This window comes from Ruegeria sp. BG7 (assembly GCF_056535685.1).
In genome coordinates this window covers 2,608,866-2,626,516 of record NZ_JBQFIU010000001.1, presented here as the reverse complement: position 1 = coordinate 2,626,516, position 17,651 = coordinate 2,608,866, and the positions used below count along the sequence as shown (strand labels likewise).

General features: G+C 58.9%; 17 protein-coding genes, 1 other RNA gene and 1 riboswitch. Of the genes, 12 read left to right on the top strand and 6 right to left on the bottom strand.

Features of this window, described 5'->3' with window-relative positions; translation table 11 throughout:
• Positions 1–32: 32 nt before the first annotated feature.
• Positions 33–131, top strand: an RNA gene (gene ffs, locus ACR3EH_RS13055) — signal recognition particle sRNA small type.
• Between the two features lie 48 nt (positions 132–179).
• Here ffs and ACR3EH_RS13050 read toward each other — a convergent pair.
• Positions 180–1,040, bottom strand: a complete 861-nt coding sequence (locus ACR3EH_RS13050) for an alpha/beta hydrolase family protein (RefSeq protein ID WP_171676432.1) — start codon at positions 1,038–1,040, stop codon at positions 180–182.
• A 131-nt stretch (positions 1,041–1,171) separates the two neighbouring features.
• Positions 1,172–1,392: riboswitch (cobalamin riboswitch) on the top strand.
• Positions 1,393–1,483: 91 nt separating this feature from the next.
• On the opposite strand from ACR3EH_RS13050, the gene ACR3EH_RS13045 reads away from it, so the two are divergent.
• A complete protein-coding gene (locus ACR3EH_RS13045) occupies positions 1,484–1,891 on the top strand; it encodes a hypothetical protein (RefSeq protein WP_171188715.1) in 408 nt (135 codons plus the stop codon).
• A gap of 2 nt (positions 1,892–1,893) precedes the next feature.
• Here the strand turns inward: ACR3EH_RS13045 and ACR3EH_RS13040 are convergent, their stop codons facing one another.
• On the bottom strand, positions 1,894–2,394 hold the full coding sequence (locus ACR3EH_RS13040; RefSeq protein WP_171095953.1) for a protein-tyrosine phosphatase family protein: 501 nt from the start codon (positions 2,392–2,394) through the stop codon (positions 1,894–1,896).
• A gap of 172 nt (positions 2,395–2,566) precedes the next feature.
• Here ACR3EH_RS13040 and ACR3EH_RS13035 point away from each other — a divergent pair, with 172 nt between their 5' ends.
• The 3 genes from ACR3EH_RS13035 (at position 2,567) to recR (ending at position 5,566) form a co-directional block, all read left to right on the top strand.
• On the top strand, positions 2,567–4,330 hold the full coding sequence (locus tag ACR3EH_RS13035) for a DNA polymerase III subunit gamma/tau (protein ID WP_171188713.1): 1,764 nt from the start codon (positions 2,567–2,569) through the stop codon (positions 4,328–4,330).
• 227 nt (positions 4,331–4,557) lie between these two features.
• Positions 4,558–4,911 (top strand): YbaB/EbfC family nucleoid-associated protein, encoded by a 354-nt coding sequence (locus ACR3EH_RS13030; protein WP_170347293.1) that lies wholly within the window; start codon positions 4,558–4,560, stop codon positions 4,909–4,911.
• A gap of 61 nt (positions 4,912–4,972) precedes the next feature.
• The gene (recR, locus tag ACR3EH_RS13025) at positions 4,973–5,566 is read left to right on the top strand and encodes a recombination mediator RecR (protein WP_171188712.1); all 594 of its coding nucleotides are present in this window, start codon (positions 4,973–4,975) and stop codon (positions 5,564–5,566) included.
• Positions 5,567–5,635: 69 nt separating this feature from the next.
• Here recR and ACR3EH_RS13020 read toward each other — a convergent pair whose 3' ends face one another.
• Positions 5,636–6,133 (bottom strand): lactoylglutathione lyase family protein, encoded by a 498-nt coding sequence (locus ACR3EH_RS13020; RefSeq protein WP_171188710.1) that lies wholly within the window; start codon positions 6,131–6,133, stop codon positions 5,636–5,638.
• A 206-nt stretch (positions 6,134–6,339) separates the two neighbouring features.
• On the opposite strand from ACR3EH_RS13020, the gene ACR3EH_RS13015 reads away from it, so the two are divergent.
• Entirely contained in the window at positions 6,340–6,828 is a 489-nt protein-coding gene (locus ACR3EH_RS13015; RefSeq protein ID WP_171188708.1) for a hypothetical protein, read from the top strand.
• Here ACR3EH_RS13015 and ACR3EH_RS13010 read toward each other — a convergent pair.
• Positions 6,825–7,466 (bottom strand): ribonuclease T2 family protein, encoded by a 642-nt coding sequence (locus ACR3EH_RS13010; RefSeq protein ID WP_171188706.1) that lies wholly within the window; start codon positions 7,464–7,466, stop codon positions 6,825–6,827. The genes ACR3EH_RS13015 and ACR3EH_RS13010 overlap by 4 nt on opposite strands.
• A gap of 130 nt (positions 7,467–7,596) precedes the next feature.
• Here ACR3EH_RS13010 and ACR3EH_RS13005 point away from each other — a divergent pair, with 130 nt between their 5' ends.
• Positions 7,597–8,358 carry a DUF1013 domain-containing protein gene (locus ACR3EH_RS13005; RefSeq protein ID WP_171095938.1) on the top strand — a complete coding sequence of 254 codons (762 nt, stop codon included), beginning with the start codon at positions 7,597–7,599 and terminating at the stop codon, positions 8,356–8,358.
• Positions 8,359–8,409: 51 nt separating this feature from the next.
• Positions 8,410–8,799 (top strand): hypothetical protein, encoded by a 390-nt coding sequence (locus tag ACR3EH_RS13000; protein WP_171188704.1) that lies wholly within the window; start codon positions 8,410–8,412, stop codon positions 8,797–8,799.
• Positions 8,800–8,855: 56 nt separating this feature from the next.
• On the opposite strand, the gene ACR3EH_RS12995 is transcribed toward ACR3EH_RS13000, so the two are convergent.
• The gene (locus ACR3EH_RS12995; protein ID WP_171188702.1) at positions 8,856–9,887 is read right to left on the bottom strand and encodes a permease; all 1,032 of its coding nucleotides are present in this window, start codon (positions 9,885–9,887) and stop codon (positions 8,856–8,858) included.
• The gene (locus ACR3EH_RS12990; RefSeq protein ID WP_171095930.1) at positions 9,880–10,188 is read right to left on the bottom strand and encodes an ArsR/SmtB family transcription factor; all 309 of its coding nucleotides are present in this window, start codon (positions 10,186–10,188) and stop codon (positions 9,880–9,882) included. Before ACR3EH_RS12990 ends, ACR3EH_RS12995 begins: the two co-directional genes overlap by 8 nt.
• A 132-nt stretch (positions 10,189–10,320) precedes the next feature.
• Between ACR3EH_RS12990 and pdxR the strand changes: the two genes are divergently transcribed.
• From pdxR to ACR3EH_RS12970, 4 genes are all read left to right on the top strand, one after another.
• Complete coding sequence (gene pdxR, locus ACR3EH_RS12985) at positions 10,321–11,781, top strand: MocR-like pyridoxine biosynthesis transcription factor PdxR (protein WP_171676434.1); 1,461 nt, start codon at positions 10,321–10,323, stop codon at positions 11,779–11,781.
• 123 nt (positions 11,782–11,904) lie between these two features.
• Entirely contained in the window at positions 11,905–13,680 is a 1,776-nt protein-coding gene (xsc, locus tag ACR3EH_RS12980; protein ID WP_171188699.1) for a sulfoacetaldehyde acetyltransferase, read from the top strand.
• 22 nt (positions 13,681–13,702) lie between these two features.
• Positions 13,703–14,710 carry a phosphate acetyltransferase gene (pta, locus tag ACR3EH_RS12975; protein ID WP_171188697.1) on the top strand — a complete coding sequence of 336 codons (1,008 nt, stop codon included), beginning with the start codon at positions 13,703–13,705 and terminating at the stop codon, positions 14,708–14,710.
• A 90-nt stretch (positions 14,711–14,800) separates the two neighbouring features.
• The gene (locus tag ACR3EH_RS12970) at positions 14,801–17,620 is read left to right on the top strand and encodes a molybdopterin oxidoreductase family protein (RefSeq protein ID WP_171676436.1); all 2,820 of its coding nucleotides are present in this window, start codon (positions 14,801–14,803) and stop codon (positions 17,618–17,620) included.
• The last annotated feature ends 31 nt before the right edge of the window (positions 17,621–17,651 follow it).

The following is a 17,651-nucleotide window of genomic DNA, read 5'->3' as shown; positions in this document are numbered from 1 at the left end:
TCTTTTGCCCTCGCCTTCCCTATATCCAGAGTCGAGAGGTTGGCGCGGGCGAGCGCCTCGCCAACCTGGTCAGGTCCGGAAGGAAGCAGCCACAACGAGCCCCGCTTGGGTCGATGTCCAACCTCTCACTTTCCCCTCACATGCCTAATGGGTGATACGCGGTCTCACCCAAAACGTGTTCAGATGTCGACAAAGCGTGGCCAAAGGGCCGCGTTACGACGAGCAAAAGCCCCAATATGCCCAACTTCAGATAACCCAAATTCAGCAGGTTTCAGCAGATGTCGTTTGGCCTTGGGGCCATAGAGATCGGCAAGCCGCCATACCGCCTCGGGTGGGACCATCTGGTCATCTTCAAAAGTAAACAGATCCACCGGTTTTTCAGTTTCTGTCCAACGCGCATCAGGCAACCCGGCTCCGATCTCGGGCATGTAACTCGAAGGAGCGGTGCACCATTTACGCCATTGCCAGTAGACCGATGCCGGCAAATCCGCACCAAAACCGATTGCCTTTCCGGGTAAATACCCAAGCGCTTTGACCAGCAATGGGGCGTGCCCATACCAGAACACCCCGGCCAATCCACGGTAGGGCCATGGGTGATCGTTCAGGGTCACAAGCCCAGAACACACACAAATCATCCGGTCGATTTTGTCGATATCGGGCTGTACGGGTCCCAGCATGGCACCTACAGAATGACCAATCGTCCATTGTTGTGCACCGGGAAAACGCCTGCGCATATCCGCCCGCGCCGCCGGCATATCGATCAAGGCCCAATCGGCCATTGTCGCACGTGCATCCTTCATGCGGCCGGTCAAAGAGTGCCCGAAGTCCCGGTAATCATAGGTTAGGCACGCCATGCCGCGCTCAGCGGCCAGCCAACGTGCGAAGTGGCGATAATAGTCGCGTGGCACGCCTGTGGCACTGTTCAGCACAACCACTGTGCCGGGTTCCGACAACGGTCGGTACAAGCGCGCTGAAAGGGTTGATGACCCGGACGGAAAGAGGAACTCTTCGGTCAAAACCGTCTGTTCTGTATCCAACATGATCCCTGACCCTGCGCCGAAGACAAAGTTTCTTACTTCAATAATTGAAACTCTACGCGGGAAGTTTTTACCCATCCAGCATGACCAAACGTCGGGGACAAAGATCCGCTTGACTCGGAACCGGATCAGACGCTAGCGATTGTGTGATGGTTCCTGTCCCCCACAAGGGGTCGGGATGAAAAGGGAACACGGTGCGGTTCCGTCTGGTCATCCGGACGCTAACCAATGCCGCGACTGCCCCCGCAACTGTAAGCGGTGAGCAAAGCCGAAACGCCACTGGCCCCGAGGGCTGGGAAGGTCGGCAAAGCCATGACCCGCAAGTCAGGAGACCTGCCATCGAAACTGAAACCGAAACTCGGGCGGGGTGTCCGGGCAGGTCCTGACTGCACTTCGCTGTCCCACCTGACCCGATCCTTCTGTCCACCACGCGCGGAGGGCGCAGGATGATCTGGAAGACAAAGACGCATGAATACAGCGCAACGGTATGTCAGCGGACGGGCAAAACCTGCCCCGCCCTGGCGCGGCTGGCGCGCTCGATCTCCGAGGCCATGACACAAGCTTCGGCTGCCACAGGCGACGACTTCGAGTTTGACGGTAGTAGTGAGCTTTCACATTGCACAAAAGGGTGTCAGGCAATTTTCCAGGCACAATCAGACAGTGTTCGCGTGTTTTGTGACACGCAGCCCAACGCAGCAATTGAGGACCTGAACCTCTATGCTGATCTGATTTTTGGAAACACGTTCCGCACTCTGCCATCTGGCATCATTGCAAACCCACCCTGCGCGATGATCGAGGTTGCAACGCTACGGCCCCGGAAAACCGTACACGCACCCGAACAGCTTTCGGCCTGAGGTCACACCACCTGCGCCGGGGAAACCCGGGCCGCCCAAGCCAGCTGCGCGTCTGTTTCCACAGCACAGGGGCGCAGCGAGCGCAGACGCTCCAGCGCCTTGTCAGCCCGTTCGCCGCACTCGACCATCAGACGCAGGACAACCATCCCCGACCTGCCACAGCCGCCCCGACAATGCACCAGCACTCGGCCTCCTCCAGCCAGGGCATGCCGGGCGGCGGCGCTAACTTCTGGCCACGCCTCTTCAACCGCCGCCGTTGGTGCGCCAAAGTCTTCGATCGGCAGATGCACCCACCGGCTGGCGCGGCTTTGAATATCGCTGCCAAAATCCTGCGCCCCGTGCTGAAGCATCTCGACATCCGTTGTCATTGAAATGACAATCCCCGGCTTCCACGCGGCAATCGTATCCAGATCCGTCTCATAGTCCCCGCCATGTCCGGGTATAGACGTCAGGGCCAGCGTTCCTCCTGCGACTTGCAGGGCATAGATAACCAGCTGCGACATGAACGTGTGTCCTCCACCAGGAACTCTTTACAAAAATGAGTCTTAAATTTTGTTGGAACAGCTTAGTGCGAATCCGGTCGGAATCTAAATCAAAAATCATCGCGCCTCGCAGTGGACGCGGAAGGCAGCGGCCACTACGCTGAGCCGAAGCACCGAATCCGACCGAGAAAACATGACCGACACGCCCAGCCCCGCCTATCAGGTTCTCGCCCGCAAATATCGCCCGGAAACCTTTGCCGATCTGGTGGGTCAGGACGCCATGGTGCGCACCCTGAAAAACGCATTCGAAGCGGACCGGATTGCGCAGGCTTTCATCATGACCGGCATTCGCGGCACCGGCAAAACCACCACCGCGCGGATCATCGCCAAGGGTATGAACTGCATCGGCCCCGACGGCAATGGCGGCCCGACGACCGAGCCTTGCGGGCAATGCGAACATTGCGTGGCGATCATGGAAGGCCGCCATGTCGATGTGATGGAGATGGACGCCGCCAGCCGAACCGGTGTGAATGACATTCGCGAAATAATCGACAGTGTCCGCTATCGCGCCGCCAGCGCGCGTTACAAGATCTACATCATCGACGAGGTCCACATGCTCTCGACCAGCGCTTTCAACGCGCTGCTCAAGACGCTCGAGGAACCGCCTGAACATGTGAAGTTTATCTTCGCAACAACCGAAATCCGCAAAGTGCCGGTCACGGTTCTGTCCCGCTGTCAGCGCTTTGATCTGCGCCGGATCGAGCCCGAAGATATGATCGGGCTTCTGCAAAAGATCGCAACCGCCGAAGATGCCCAAATCGCCGATGACGCGCTGGCGCTGATCACACGTGCCGCGGAAGGATCGGCACGGGATGCAACCTCGCTGCTGGATCAGGCGATTTCGCACGGGGCGGGTGAAACCACTGCCGAGCAGGTCCGCGCAATGCTGGGCCTTGCGGACCGTGGCCGCGTTCTGGACCTGATGGACATGATCCTGCGGGGCAACGCGGCGGGTGCGCTGACGGAACTCAGCGGGCAATACGCTGAGGGCGCAGACCCACTGGCCGTCTTACGCGATCTGGCCGAAATCACCCATTGGGTGTCCGTCGTCAAAATTACGCCCGACGCCGCCGAAGACCCAACCGTTTCGCCTGACGAACGGAGCCGTGGCCAGCACATGGCAGAGGCCCTGCCGATGCGCGTTTTGACCCGGATGTGGCAGATGTTGCTGAAAGCGCTCGAAGAAGTTTCAGCCGCGCCAAACGCGATGATGGCCGCTGAGATGGCCGTTATTCGCCTGACCCACGTTGCTGATCTGCCCAGCCCTGAAGAACTGGTCAAGCGGCTGCAGGACACTCCAGCGCCTCCGGCAGGTGGACCTGGCGGCGGCACCTCGATGTCTCGGCAGGGTGCAACACCCGCGCAGGCCAGCGCCACCCCCGCATCCACATACGCCTCGGCCCCACGCGGCTCAAGCGGCGCTCCCGTTGCCGCGTTGGCTCTGGATGTTCAGACCGCCCTGGCCCGTTACCCGACCTTTGAGCACGTGGTCGAACTGATCCGCGCCAACCGCGACGTGAAGCTTCTGGTCGAAGTGGAAAACGGAGTGCGGCTTGTATCTTACCAACCCGGTCGGATCGAATTCACCCCAGCCACGCAGGCACCGACAGACCTTGCGCCCAGGCTGGGTTCGGCCCTGCAACGCTGGACCGGAAACCGGTGGGCTGTCTCGATCGTCTCGAACGGGGATGCGCCGACAATTGCTGAAATTCGGGACAAGGCCGAACTGGCTTTGAAAGCCGAAGCCGAACAACACCCGCTGGTTCAGGCTGTACTGGCTCAATTTCCCAGGGCCAGGATCACAAAGATCGAGACACCGGAACAGCGCGCCGCCCAAGTCGAGACCGAGGCGCTGCCCGAAGTCGAGGATGAGTGGGACCCGTTCGAAGAGGATTGAGCCGGTGACGCGTCTATTGAGGTTACCGTGATCACCCGGTTCCAAAATCTAAGTCTCGGCAAAGCCCGTGCGGCAAACCCAATCCTTGCCTTCACATAACGCGCAACCTGCCACTGCGCGACAAAGGGAGGCGCGTTTCCAAAGACCTCACCGTCAAACGCGGGAACCCTTGTGCCACGCGGCTGCGGCCCGTATTTAGAACCCAAGCAGAGATACAGGAGAATACTATGCTGAAAGGACTCGGCGGGCTTGGCGGTCTGGGTGACATGGCCAAGATGATGAAATCCGCGCAGGACCTGCAAACCAAGATGACCGAAATGCAGGAAGAGCTGAACAACATGATGGTTGTCGGTGAATCCGGGGCTGGACTGGTCAAGGCGACTGCAACCGCCAAAGGCGAACTGAAAGGTCTGGATATTGATCCGTCGATCTTCAACGGTGACGACAAGGAAGTGGTCGAAGACCTGATCCTGGCGGCCATCAAGGATGCCCAAACCAAAGCCGCTGAACGTTCGCAGGAAGAAATGGCCAAACTGACCGAAAGCATGGGCTTGCCCGCAGACATCAAGCTGCCGTTCTGAGCTTCATCTTTTTTGAAATACTCCCGCCGGAGGCTCCCTCCGGCGCAAGACAGGACAGGCCATGAGTTCGAACAGCGACATCGACAACCTGATCGACCTGATGGCCAAACTGCCCGGCCTCGGCCCGCGTTCGGCCCGTCGCGCTGTGCTGCACCTGATCCGAAAACGCGCTTTGCTGCTGACACCTTTGTCTGATGCCATGCAGCAAGTCGCCGTGACCGCCCGCGAATGCCTGAACTGCGGGAACGTGGGCACCACCGATATCTGTGACATCTGCAACAGCGAAGACCGTGCAACCGGAGAGCTCTGCGTGGTCGAAGACGTGGCCGACCTCTGGGCGATGGAGCGCGCGGGCGTCTTCAAAGGCCGCTATCACGTTCTGGGTGGCACGCTGTCGGCGCTGGACGGGGTTGGCCCGGACGAGTTGCGCATTCCCCGCCTCAAAGACCGAGTGATGGCCGAGGGGATTACCGAGATCATCCTTGCGCTGAATGCCACCGTCGATGGCCAGACCACGGCGCATTACATTGCTGATCAGTTGGAAGGACAGGTTCGCCTGACCTCACTAGCGCAGGGCGTGCCGATTGGCGGAGAATTGGATTATCTGGATGACGGGACGATCACCGCCGCGCTAAGGGCGCGAAAGGAAATATAGCGGGCCGTATTGGACCAGGGCGACAACTGCATTGTCGCCCCAACGCTTATCAAAGCATGCTCGCAGGCTTCAGGTGTAAGCACCAGACGAGTAGGTCAGCTCATACGAGTGGCTGTAGAGTTCGAATACGATACCAAATGGGTCTTCAACATAGACCATGCGGTAAGGCTTTTCTCCGGGGTAATAGTGCCGGATCGGCATGCGCTGTTTTCCACCAGCCTGCACAATCTTCTCGACCAGACCTTCGACATCGGGGTCCTGAATGCAAAAGTGAAACGTTCCATTTCTGCGGAAATCGATGTTGTTTTCGGGCGCGTAATTCCCGTCAAACTCAAAAAGTTCAATTCCAATCCGGTCCGCTGTCGCGAGATGTGCGATACGCAATTTCCTCCAGTCCGGGCCGAAAACATCCGTGCACATGACCCCAATGTCCGAGCCATCCTCCACCACGTCCGTGGGCGGCATGATGACGTAAAACCCCAAGACCTCGGAATAGAACTTTACGGCTTCGTCCACGTTTGGAACAGACAACCCGATATGTGAAAAAGTCCTTGGAAACTGAGACATCTAATGCTCCTTAAACTGCTGAGTCGTAAAACTATTGGTCAGCGATCGGTTTTCAAGTTGCTTCCCAAGCCATCATAGCAGGGTTCACCCTTGCGCATGGATCAAGACCCGGAGTCAAAAAGGTCGCTAAAAAGCAAAAGGGCCTTTGCCTTCCGTACGCGCGTAGTAGAATGCCTCAGACTTGATCCCTTTGATTGGAATACGTTATGACCCGCCTTCTCGCCCTCACCTTCGCCACCTTCACCGCAACTGCCGCCCTGTCGCAGGAACTTGTCGACAAGGGCTTCGTCGAAGGCTGGAACATCATGATGGACCCCGCGCTTGGTAACGGATGCCTGATCCAGACGGTGTACCAGGACCTCTCGGTCGTGCGGCTGGGCTATGACGCGCTGGGTAATCGCGGCTATTTCGCGGTCTACAACAAGGCGTGGGGCGACATTAAACAGGGTGAGAGCTATTCGATCCGCTTTGATCTGGACGGCAAAAGCTATGATGCCACGGCCATCGGGTTCAACGAGCGCGACGTGCCGGGCGCGACTGTCTTCTTCACCGACCGAAGCTTCGTCGACGCAATCGCCCAGAACAAGACAATGACCGTCTACAATCCGGCTGGGGAGGTGGTCATGGCCATCGACCTCAAAGGAACCGCCAAAGCACTGGACTATGCCCGCGACTGCCAGAACAAGAAGCTTTAACGAATCGGATCGAACAATGCGTCCTTGGCGGTGCAGTCGCGGATCACGTCGCGGCTACAAGGCACGGGGTCAAGGTCGCGTGACAGGCACAGGCGGACTTCTTCGATATAGCCTTGCTTGCACGTGACGGTGATCATATCGCGCTCTAGTTCGGGATTGGCCTTCAGAAACGCTTCTTCGACCACTTCGGCGGGTAACTTCACGGATGCGTCCAGCTTGCGGAAGACCTCCGGGCGCTCAACCGCGTCATAGGTGCGCCGGGACAGCGCGAAATAGTCGGCTGCCGACAGCCCGGAACAGGTGCCGTGTTTCTTCCACTGGTGCCAGGCCAAGCCCGCACTGCCCTGAATATCTTCCATTTCACGCGTCATGCGTCGGGTCGGCGGTGCTTCGGGCGTTCTGCAATACGACGGCCAGCCTTGATGGAACTGTGGCCACAGGCCATGCAAAATCCAACCGTGGTCATGCCGCGCATCGCACTGATCGGACCCGCGCGCGTCGCCTTCGCGGGCACACCAGTTGGGCGACCAGCTGAGCGACAAAACATAGTAATCGAACTCTCCGGCCTTTTCGCCTTCGGCCAGCGCGGCAACCGCGCTGAAGATCCACAATACCAGCCCTGAAATACCTTGGCGCATTCGCCTCTTCCCTTCTTGCCGTGCCGCGACTATATAGGCCCCAAGTTCCCCGACAACGGAAACCTGCCCCAAATCCCCGGGGCCGCCGAATTCCGGCGACGGGACAGATGTATGTATAGGAGACGGGCTGATGGCAAAACCGCTTATGGCCAAGGCAACCGCCGTATGGCTGGTGGACAACACCACGATCAGCTTCAAGCAGATCGCGGATTTCGTAGGAATGCACGAGTTGGAAGTGCAGGGCATCGCTGATGGTGATGTGGCTGCAGGCGTCAAAGGCTTTGACCCGATTGCCAACAACCAATTGACCCAGGACGAAATCGACGCGGCGCAGAACAACCCGCTTCACAAGCTGAAGCTCAAGTTCAATCCTTCGGCCGCTGGCGAAGAAAAACGCCGTGGTCCGCGTTACACCCCGCTGTCCAAGCGTCAGGACCGTCCGAACTCGATCCTGTGGCTGGTCAAGTTCCACCCCGAACTCAGCGATGGCCAGATTGCCAAGCTGGTGGGCACCACGAAACCGACAATCCAGTCGATCCGCGAGCGTACCCACTGGAACATCACCAACATGCAACCCATCGATCCGGTTGCTCTGGGCCTTTGCAAGCAGTCCGAGCTGGACACAGCCGTTCAGAAAGCAGCCGCAAAGAAAGCGGCCGAAGGCGGTGTGATGAGCGATGATGAGCGTCGCAAACTGGTCTCGACGGAACAGTCTCTGGAAATGGATGCCGCGCCGAAAATCCCGACGGCCATCGAAGGGCTCGAAACCTTCTCGCTGTCCGACGAGCCAGCAGAAGAAAAAGACGAAGAGGCGATCATCGACGCCGACAGCTTCTTCAATCTGCCCAAAGGCGGGGCGGATGACGAAGACGAAGACGATCTTCGCCCGTAACGTAGAATCAGCCCCGGTCGGAACGGCTGGGACTTTTTTGACGGACTTGTCATGCTAAGCATTCTATCAGCGATCTTTGGCCCGCACCGCGCCGTTTCGATCTATGCCTTTGTGAAAACATGGGGTCTTGGATTGGCCGGTGGCGCTGTGATGATTGCCATCGTCACAACCCTCTATCTGCTGGGGGATGAGGGCAAACACGAGCACGAAGCTTTCCTGACCGTTCCAGTGCTGTCGGCGACCCCGGTCAATGGTGATCTCAGGAACGGTGTTATCGCCTCGGTCCGGCTGCCCGATGGTTCGGCAACTTCAATCACGTCGACCGAGTCGCCCATTTCCCAGACCGTAGGCACCACAGCTTGCATCGAGAAACGCGTTTATGTCGAATCTGGTGAGGCGCGGTACCGGTTCAAACTGCCAAGCCTGTGCGAAGGCAGTTAATTGGCTAACACCTAGACGCAAAGCCACCCGACGCTGACACCGGGTGGCTTTTTTAGTCACACCATCTGAAAGATGATGCCCGCGATAATTGCTCCGCCCACACCAAGGCCCAAATAGGTTGCAAACACACGGGGTTTGACCAGCGACCAGACGGCGGCCATTGCCGGGATGGAACTGACGGCACCAGCGACCATGAAAGACATGGCGGCACCCGCAGTCATTCCTTGTTCCATCAATCCAGCCAACAGCGGTGGTGCCACGTAGGAGTTCAGATAAGCAGGCATACCCACTAAGGCAGCGACAACGATGGGCAGCACACCTTCTCCACCCACCGCGCCAGCGATCAGGTCGGCAGGCACGTAGTTGACCAACAGGGCTTCGAGTACATAGGCCAGAGCCAGCCATTTCAACAGGAACAAACCGTTGTGCACGAATTCCGAGCGGAACCGAGCGCGGCGCTCGGGCTCCTGCCAGAATTTCCAGACCGGCTTGTCGTCCAGTTTCGGCCCACATCCGCAGCACCCGGCGGGTTTGTACGCGCGCAACGGTTGGGCAAACGCACCCTGGCGCATCAGCAGCCGAACCGCGAAGCCTCCGAACAGGCCAAGTGCGACCGCCGCGACCGCTTTGCCGATGGCAAAAGGCCACCCCAGCGCGCCAGCCGTAATCAAAAGCGTCGGCGGGTCGATCAAGGGTGAGCTGAGCCAGAACGCCATGACCGCAGACAGCGGCGCGCCAAGCGCCAGAAGGCCCGCGATAAAGGGAATGACCTCACAGGAACAGAACGGAGCCAATCCACCGAACAACGCGGCCAGAAAGATCATTCGGGTCTCGCGCCCCTCAAAGGCGCGCGCCACCATCACTTCTGCTCCGGTCGCCTTTAGGTACGACAGCAACAGCACGGCAAACAGGATGTATTGCCCTGTATGGGCTAAAGCCTTTGCGGCAAACGTTACCACCTCACGCAGATTGCCGGGGTCCAGAACGGCTACCGCGACAAGGATCACGACGATCAGCGCCCAAGGCGTCTTGATCAGGTCCAGCACCCCCTTGGCCGTCACGCGCGGGTTTTGTGTCAACTCAGCCATCGTTCGCGGCCTTTCCAACTTCATCGGCGCAGCATTCGCTGAGAATGAACTGCGCCAGGTTTCTCAATTCGTCATAACAAGCTCGGTTGATCGTGGTCCGACCAATCTTTTCCTGTTCAACCACACCACCGGCCGCAAGAAACCGCAGGTGATGCGCCAAAGTCGACGGAGCAATGCCCGTCCGGTTTTGAATCTCGCCAACCGTCAAACCGGCCTCACCAGCCCGAACCAAGGTCTTGAGGACTTTCAGCCGGGCCTCCGAGCCCATCGCAGAAAATCCGGCAGCAGCAGCTTCCCACATGAGTCGCCTCCATTAAACTAGATTTCTGGTTATTTAGTTTAATAATGTTTCCCAGTCAACCGGGTCGTTGAAATACGCCCAGATTGCGTAAGTCCAGATTGCACGCCCTTTAAGTCCAACCTATAAGCAGGCATGGGGATTTCGGTCGATACATTCTTTCTAGAACTCAACGGTCAGGGCACGCTGCAGGCCCAAATCCAGCAGATGATTGCCGAGGGCATTCTGTCGGGCCGCTTTCATGTTGGAGAGAAACTGCCATCATCGCGAAAACTGGCTGCACATCTGGGCGTCAGCCGGATCACCGTCACGTTGGCCTATACCGAATTGCTGGCGGATGATTACCTGACGGCCAAGGGGCGATCTGGGTACTATGTTTCGCATAACGCGCCCGTTCCACCGAAGTACTCGCCTGTCCAGCGCGGCACAGAATCCGTTGACTGGGACAAAGCGTTGGCCCGTCGCTTTCTGGACAGTGACGTTCTGCCAAAACCCAGCGACTGGCGCGAATACCGCTATCCGTTCATCTACGGTCAGGCCGACCGGTCATTGTTTGATCACGCCAACTGGCGCTTGTGCGCCGTGCGCGCGTTGGGACACAAGGACTTCGATTCGCTAACCGGGGATTACGTGGATCAGGATGACCCGCTTCTGGTCGAGTTCATCGCCCGCCACACTCTGCCCAGACGCGGCATTGCAGCCCGCCCCGAAGAGATTCTGATCACTTTGGGCGCGCAGAACGCACTCTGGCTGGCGTCGCGTATTTTGCTGACCCACAATCGATCTGCAGTGATCGAAGACCCCTGCTATTACGCGCTGCGGAGCCTGCTGAACCATTGGGACTGCGCGGTAACGCCCTTGAGCGTCGATCAGAACGGACTGCCACCCGAGACGATCCCAGACGACGCCGACGTTATCTTTACCACCCCCAGCCATCAAAGCCCGACGACGGCAACAATGCCTATCGCGCGCCGCGATCAACTGCTGGATCGAGCACGCGAATTGGATGCAATGGTTGTCGAGGATGACTACGAGTTCGAAATGGCCTTTCGGGGTGCGCCGTCTCCGGCACTCAAGTCTATGGATCGGGATGGACGTGTGATTTACGTCGGCAGTTTTTCCAAGTCGCTGTTCCCCGGTCTGCGGCTTGGATACATGGTTGGCTCTGAGCCCTTTATCCGAGAGGCACGCGCGCTTCGGTCATTGGTTCTGCGCCACCCACCCGGGCACATTCAGCGCACGGCCGCGTATTTCCTTTCACTGGGCCATTACGACGCGCAAATCCGGCGCATGTCAAATGCCCTGCAAGAACGGCGCGATGCAATGGATTCCGCCATAGAAGAAAGCGGGCTGACCGTGGCCGGGCGCGGCGTGATTGGCGGCTCATCAATGTGGATGTCTGCGCCCGAGCATATCGACACAACCCAACTGGCATTGAGGTTGCAGACCCAGGGCGTTCACATTGAACCTGGTGCCCCGTTTTTCTCTGGTCCGAACAGGCCACAGAATTACTACCGCCTCGGTTACTCCTCCATTTCGACCGACCGCATTGCACCAGGTGTAAAATTGATTGCAGACGCCATTCGAACTACCTGAGCGGCATCTGGACCTAATTTGGGTTTCGTTTTGGCCCTAACGCCAGCCGCACCCATACGCCAAAACCGTATCAAACCCCGGGCTCTTTGCCCGGCTTCACCCACTTGTTTGGAGAGCACTCACATGAAGATGACGACCGAAGAAGCCTTTGTTAAGGTTCTGCAGATGCACGGGATCGAACATGCGTTCGGTATCATTGGCTCGGCGATGATGCCGATCTCGGATCTGTTCCCAAAAGCTGGAATCATGTTCTGGGACTGCGCCCATGAAGGCAGCGCCGGCATGATGGCCGATGGCTATACCCGGGCCACCGGCAAGATGTCGATGATGATCGCGCAAAACGGCCCTGGCATCACCAACTTCGTGACCGCTGTCAAAACCGCCTACTGGAACCACACCCCGCTGCTGCTGGTTACCCCGCAGGCGGCGAACAAAACCATCGGACAGGGTGGGTTCCAGGAAGTCGAGCAGATGAAGCTGTTCGAAGACATGGTTGCCTATCAGGAAGAGGTTCGTGACCCGTCCCGCGTCTGCGAGGTTCTGAACCGCGTGATCATGCAGGCCAAACGCGCCAGCGGTCCGGCTCAGCTGAACATCCCCCGCGATATGTGGACCCAAGTTATCGACGTTGATCTGCCTGCTATTGTTGAATTCGAGCGCCCCTCGGGCGGTGAAACCGCTGTGTCGCAGGCGGCCGAGTTGCTGTCGAACGCCAAAAACCCTGTAATTCTGAACGGTGCCGGTGTGGTTCTGGCCGAAGGCGGTATCGACGCGTCGAAAGCCCTGGCCGAGCGTCTGGATGCGCCGGTCTGCGTTGGCTACCAGCACAATGACGCCTTCCCCGGTTCGCACCCACTGTTCGCCGGTCCGCTGGGCTATAACGGTTCGAAAGCTGGGATGGAGCTGATCAGCGAGGCAGATGTGGTTCTGTGCCTGGGCACCCGTCTGAACCCGTTCTCGACCCTGCCCGGATACGGCATGGAATACTGGCCTGCCAATGCCAAAATCATCCAGGTCGACATCAACCCCGACCGCATCGGTCTGACCAAGAAAGTCAGCGTCGGCATCGTCGGTGATGCGGCCAAGGTCGCAAACGGGATTCTGGCCCAGCTGTCGGACACCGCGGGTGACGAGGGCCGCGCGGACCGCAAAGCCAAGATCGCGCAAAAGAAATCCGCTTGGGCGCAGCAGCTTTCGAGCATGGATCACGAAGATGACGATCCGGGCACCAGCTGGAACGAACGTGCACGTGCCGCCAAGCCCGATTGGATGAGCCCTCGCATGGCATGGCGCGCAATCCAGTCCGCGCTGCCGAAAGAGGCGATCATCTCGTCCGACATCGGCAACAACTGCGCGATCGGCAACGCCTATCCGTCCTTCGAGGAAGGCCGCAAATATCTGGCCCCCGGCCTGTTCGGCCCCTGCGGCTATGGCCTGCCCGCCATCGTGGGTGCGAAAATCGGCCAGCCGGACGTTCCGGTTGTCGGCTTCGCCGGTGACGGTGCCTTTGGTATCGCCGTGAACGAACTGACTGCAATTGGCCGCGAAGAATGGCCCGCCGTAACTCAGATCGTCTTCCGCAACTACCAGTGGGGCGCGGAAAAGCGCAACTCGACCCTGTGGTTCGATGACAACTTCGTCGGGACCGAGCTGGACACCAAAGTGTCATACGCCGGTATCGCAAATGCCTGCGGCCTGAAGGGTGTTATCGCCCGCACGCAGGACGAATTGACCGCAGCGTTGAACCAGGCGATCGAGGATCAGAAGAACGGCATCACCACCCTGATCGAAGCTATGATCAATCAGGAACTGGGTGAACCCTTCCGCCGCGACGCGATGAAAAAGCCTGTCGCAGTTGCGGGCGTTTCGGCTGACGACATGCGCGAGCAAGCCGTATAAACAAAGGACGAGGCCGGAGCGAATGACCCTGACACCCATTGAGCTGTTGCGGCAGAACGCTCCGGCCATCCGCCCTGTTATTTCTTTATGCGAAGGCAGTGATCCCCGTGTTGTTGCGGGGGCGCTTGCCGCCCACAAGGCCGATCTGGCCGACGTAATCCTGGTCGGCCCGCAAGCCGAAGTCGAAGCCGCCCTGAAAGATCAAGGGGCGGTGCCTTCACCGGGCGTCGCTGTGCATGACCCCGTGAACTCGAACCTGACCGAGGAGTTTGCTCAGACGTTCTTCGGACTTCGTCAGCACAAGGGCGTGGATCTGACCAAAGCCCGCGCTGCCGTTGAATCAGCGCCAGTCTACGCCGCCATGCTGGTACGCAGCGGGCGCGCCACCGGCACGGTAGGCGGCGCGGTTCACATAACCGGCGACATCGTCCGCGCGGCTATCCAAGTGATCGGAATGGCCCCAGATGCCGGAATGGTGTCGTCTTTTTTTCTGATGTACCCGCCTGAAAACGCCCAACCCGGTGCGCGGGCGATGCTTTATTCAGACTGCGGTCTGGTCATCAACCCGTCTGCCTCTGAGTTGAGCAAAATCGCCATCGCCTCGGCCGCTTCGGCAAAAACTCTTCTGCAGGTCGAACCCAAGATCGCGATGCTCAGCTTTTCGACCAAAGGCAGCGCCAAACACACGGACGTGGACAAGGTGATCGAAGCCACTGACACCTTGCGTCAGACAGCACCTGATCTGTCTGTCGACGGAGAGTTGCAGTTTGACGCCGCTTTTGTCCCTTCGGTGGGCGACCGCAAATCCCCCGGTTCATCCGTCGCCGGTCAAGCCAACGTAATGATTTTCCCAAATCTCGACGCGGGCAATATCGGCTACAAGATCACCCAACGGCTGGGTGGCTATACCGCAATTGGCCCCGTGCTTCAGGGACTGGCCCAGCCGGCCAACGACCTGTCGCGCGGCTGTAGCGCCGAAGATGTAACCCAAATGATCGCCGTGACCGCCCTGCAAGCCAGCAAAACGTAATGCACTCTTTCACACCGTTTCTCGGAACAGTGTTCTCAAATCGGGAAGAAACTGACACATTCATCCCGACATAACCGACAGGACCCGCCAATGACCCATCAGCAGCCGATCCTTGATACGTCTCCGAAGGTTTCGGACGAGGTTCGCAAGACCACGTGCTATATGTGCGCCTGCCGTTGCGGCATCAACGTACACATGAAAGATGGCAAGGTTGCCTATATCGAAGGCAACCGCGACCACCCTGTAAACAAAGGTGTTTTGTGCGCCAAGGGCAGCGCCGGGATCATGCAGGTCAATGCCCCGTCACGCCTGCGCAAACCGCTGCGCCGGGTCGGCCCGCGCGGCTCGGGCGAGTTTCGCGAAATCGAGTGGGATGAAGCGATCAGCACCGCCGTTGGCTGGCTGAATGAACTGCACGAGACCGCCCCGCAAAAACTTGCCTTCTTTACTGGCCGAGACCAAAGTCAAAGCTTCACGTCCTTCTGGGCGCAAAACTTCGGCACCCCGAACTATGCAGCCCATGGCGGGTTCTGTTCGGTTAACATGGCTGCGGGCGGCATCTACACCATGGGTGGCGCTTTCTGGGAGTTCGGCCAGCCCGATTGGGATCATACAAAGCTGTTCATGCTGTTTGGTGTGGCCGAAGATCACGACAGCAACCCAATCAAGATGGGTATCGGCAAAATCAAGGCACGCGGCGCGCGGGTGATCGGTGTGAACCCGATCCGATCCGGCTATAACGCCGTGGCAGACGACTGGGTCGGGATTACGCCGGGCACGGATGGTCTGTTCATTCTGTCTCTGATCCACGTGCTGATGAAAGCAGGAAAAATCGATCTCGATTATCTTAGCCGCTACACCAACGCGCCAGTGCTGGTGAATGCTGCGGAGGGGCCTGAAAAGGGCCTGTTCCTGCGCGACGCCGACGGCAAGCCGCTAGTGATAGATCGTGCGACCGGCGAACCCACCGCGTTCAACAAACCCGGCGTCCGCCCAGACTTGGCGGCAACCTATGAAAAAGACGGCGTCACGCATCGACCCGTCTTCCACCTGATGGCCGAGAAATACCTGAGCGACGACCACGCCCCCGAAGCTGTGGCCGAGCGCTGCGGCATCCCGGCCAAACGCATCCGCGCCATCGCGGCGGAAATCGCCCGTGTTGCCTTTGACGAAGCCATCGAGCTGGATCAAGAATGGACCGACTTCCGGGGCGAGACACACTCCAAAATGATTGGCCGCCCGGTCAGCTTCCACGCCATGCGTGGTATCTCGGCCCACGCCAACGGGTTTCAAACGTGTCGCTCACTGCATGTGCTGCAAATCCTATTGGGCACGGTCGAGGTCCCCGGCGGCTTCCGCTTCAAACCGCCCTACCCCAAACCGGTCGAGGCGCACCCCACCCCCCACGGCGACCGCCGTCCTGGTCGCCCGCTGGAAGGGCCCCACCTAGGCTTCCCACGTGGGCCAGAGGACCTACTGATTGACGATTGCGGCACGGCGCAGCGTATCGACAAAGCCTTTACCTGGGAAAACCCAATGTCCGCCCACGGGCTGATGCACATGGTGATCTCGAATGCCGCAGCTGGTGATCCTTACAAGATCGACACGCTGTTCATGTACATGGCGAACATGTCGTGGAACTCCTCCATGAACACCAAAGGTGTGATGGAGATGCTGACGGCGCGCAACGAAGACGGCAAATACGTCATACCACATATCATTTATTCCGACGCCTACTCCTCGGAAATGGTGGCTTATGCTGACCTGATCCTGCCTGACACCACCTATCTGGAACGGCACGACTGTATCTCGCTGCTTGACCGCCCGATTTGCGAGGCCGACGCCGCCGCCGACGCGATCCGCTGGCCGGTGATTGAGCCTGACCGCGACGTGCGCGGCTTCCAGTCGGTTCTGATCGAACTCGCCAATCGCATGAGCCTGCCGGGCTTCACCAACGAAGACGGGACGCCCAAGTGGAAAGACTACGCCGACTATATCGTGAACCACCAGCGCAAGCCGGGTATCGGCCCGCTTGCCGGGTTCCGCGGTGAAAACGGCGACATGGAAGGGCGTGGAGAGGTCAATCCCGACCAGCTGAACCGCTATATCGAAAACGGTGGTTTCTACGTCGCGCACATCCCCGAAGGCGCGGATTACTACAAACCCTGGAACGCGGCCTATCAGGAATGGGCTGTTGGCATGGGGCTCTATGACAGCCCGCAGCCATACCTGTTCCAACTTTATTCCGAGCCTATGCGCAAGTTCCAACTGGCCGCAGAAGGGCAGGGTGACCGCCAGCCGCCGGATCACCTGCGCCAGCGGATCAAAAACACGATGGACCCGCTGCCGATCTGGTATGAACCCGACCAGCAGGGCAACGAAGGCTTTACAGTCAACGCACTGACCCAGCGCCCGATGGCGATGTACCACAGCTGGGGCACTCAGAACGCCTGGCTGCGCCAGCTGCACGGACGCAACCCGCTCTACGTCCCAACCAAACTGATGCGGGAACATGGGCTGAGCGATGGCGATTGGGCCAAGGTCACCTCTCCGCACGGAGAAATCACCGTGCCCGTCATGGAAATGGCCGCACTGAACGACAACACCGTCTGGACCTGGAACGCCATTGGTAAACGAAAAGGCGCGTGGGCTCTGCAAGAGGACGCGCCAGAAGCCACCAAAGGCTTCCTCCTCAACCACCTGATCCACGAACTGCTGCCGCCCAAAGGCGACGGGATGCGGTGGGCCAACTCTGACCCGGTGACTGGTCAGGCTGCATGGTTCGACCTCAAGGTCAAAATCGAAAAAGCCGCCCCTCCGACAGATACCGAAAGCCAACCCGAATTTGAGCCGATCAAATCGCCCGTTGGCACCGGCCCGAAAGATATCGCATGGAAGGTCGGCAAATGACCCGGATCCGTTCTTCATCTGGCCAAAAATA

Excerpts from the sequence above, each read along its gene's own strand:
- ACR3EH_RS13050 (WP_171676432.1), bottom strand. The coding sequence starts at position 1,040 with ATGTTGGATACAGAACAGACGGTTTTGACCGAAGAGTTCCTCTTTCCG.
- ACR3EH_RS13045 (WP_171188715.1), top strand. The coding sequence starts at position 1,484 with ATGATCTGGAAGACAAAGACGCATGAATACAGCGCAACGGTATGTCAG.
- ACR3EH_RS13040 (WP_171095953.1), bottom strand. The coding sequence starts at position 2,394 with ATGTCGCAGCTGGTTATCTATGCCCTGCAAGTCGCAGGAGGAACGCTG.
- ACR3EH_RS13035 (WP_171188713.1), top strand. The coding sequence starts at position 2,567 with ATGACCGACACGCCCAGCCCCGCCTATCAGGTTCTCGCCCGCAAATAT.
- ACR3EH_RS13030 (WP_170347293.1), top strand. The coding sequence starts at position 4,558 with ATGCTGAAAGGACTCGGCGGGCTTGGCGGTCTGGGTGACATGGCCAAG.
- recR (WP_171188712.1), top strand. The coding sequence starts at position 4,973 with ATGAGTTCGAACAGCGACATCGACAACCTGATCGACCTGATGGCCAAA.
- ACR3EH_RS13020 (WP_171188710.1), bottom strand. The coding sequence starts at position 6,133 with ATGTCTCAGTTTCCAAGGACTTTTTCACATATCGGGTTGTCTGTTCCA.
- ACR3EH_RS13015 (WP_171188708.1), top strand. The coding sequence starts at position 6,340 with ATGACCCGCCTTCTCGCCCTCACCTTCGCCACCTTCACCGCAACTGCC.
- ACR3EH_RS13010 (WP_171188706.1), bottom strand. The coding sequence starts at position 7,466 with ATGCGCCAAGGTATTTCAGGGCTGGTATTGTGGATCTTCAGCGCGGTT.
- ACR3EH_RS13005 (WP_171095938.1), top strand. The coding sequence starts at position 7,597 with ATGGCAAAACCGCTTATGGCCAAGGCAACCGCCGTATGGCTGGTGGAC.
- ACR3EH_RS13000 (WP_171188704.1), top strand. The coding sequence starts at position 8,410 with ATGCTAAGCATTCTATCAGCGATCTTTGGCCCGCACCGCGCCGTTTCG.
- ACR3EH_RS12995 (WP_171188702.1), bottom strand. The coding sequence starts at position 9,887 with ATGGCTGAGTTGACACAAAACCCGCGCGTGACGGCCAAGGGGGTGCTG.
- ACR3EH_RS12990 (WP_171095930.1), bottom strand. The coding sequence starts at position 10,188 with ATGTGGGAAGCTGCTGCTGCCGGATTTTCTGCGATGGGCTCGGAGGCC.
- pdxR (WP_171676434.1), top strand. The coding sequence starts at position 10,321 with ATGGGGATTTCGGTCGATACATTCTTTCTAGAACTCAACGGTCAGGGC.
- xsc (WP_171188699.1), top strand. The coding sequence starts at position 11,905 with ATGAAGATGACGACCGAAGAAGCCTTTGTTAAGGTTCTGCAGATGCAC.
- pta (WP_171188697.1), top strand. The coding sequence starts at position 13,703 with ATGACCCTGACACCCATTGAGCTGTTGCGGCAGAACGCTCCGGCCATC.
- ACR3EH_RS12970 (WP_171676436.1), top strand. The coding sequence starts at position 14,801 with ATGACCCATCAGCAGCCGATCCTTGATACGTCTCCGAAGGTTTCGGAC.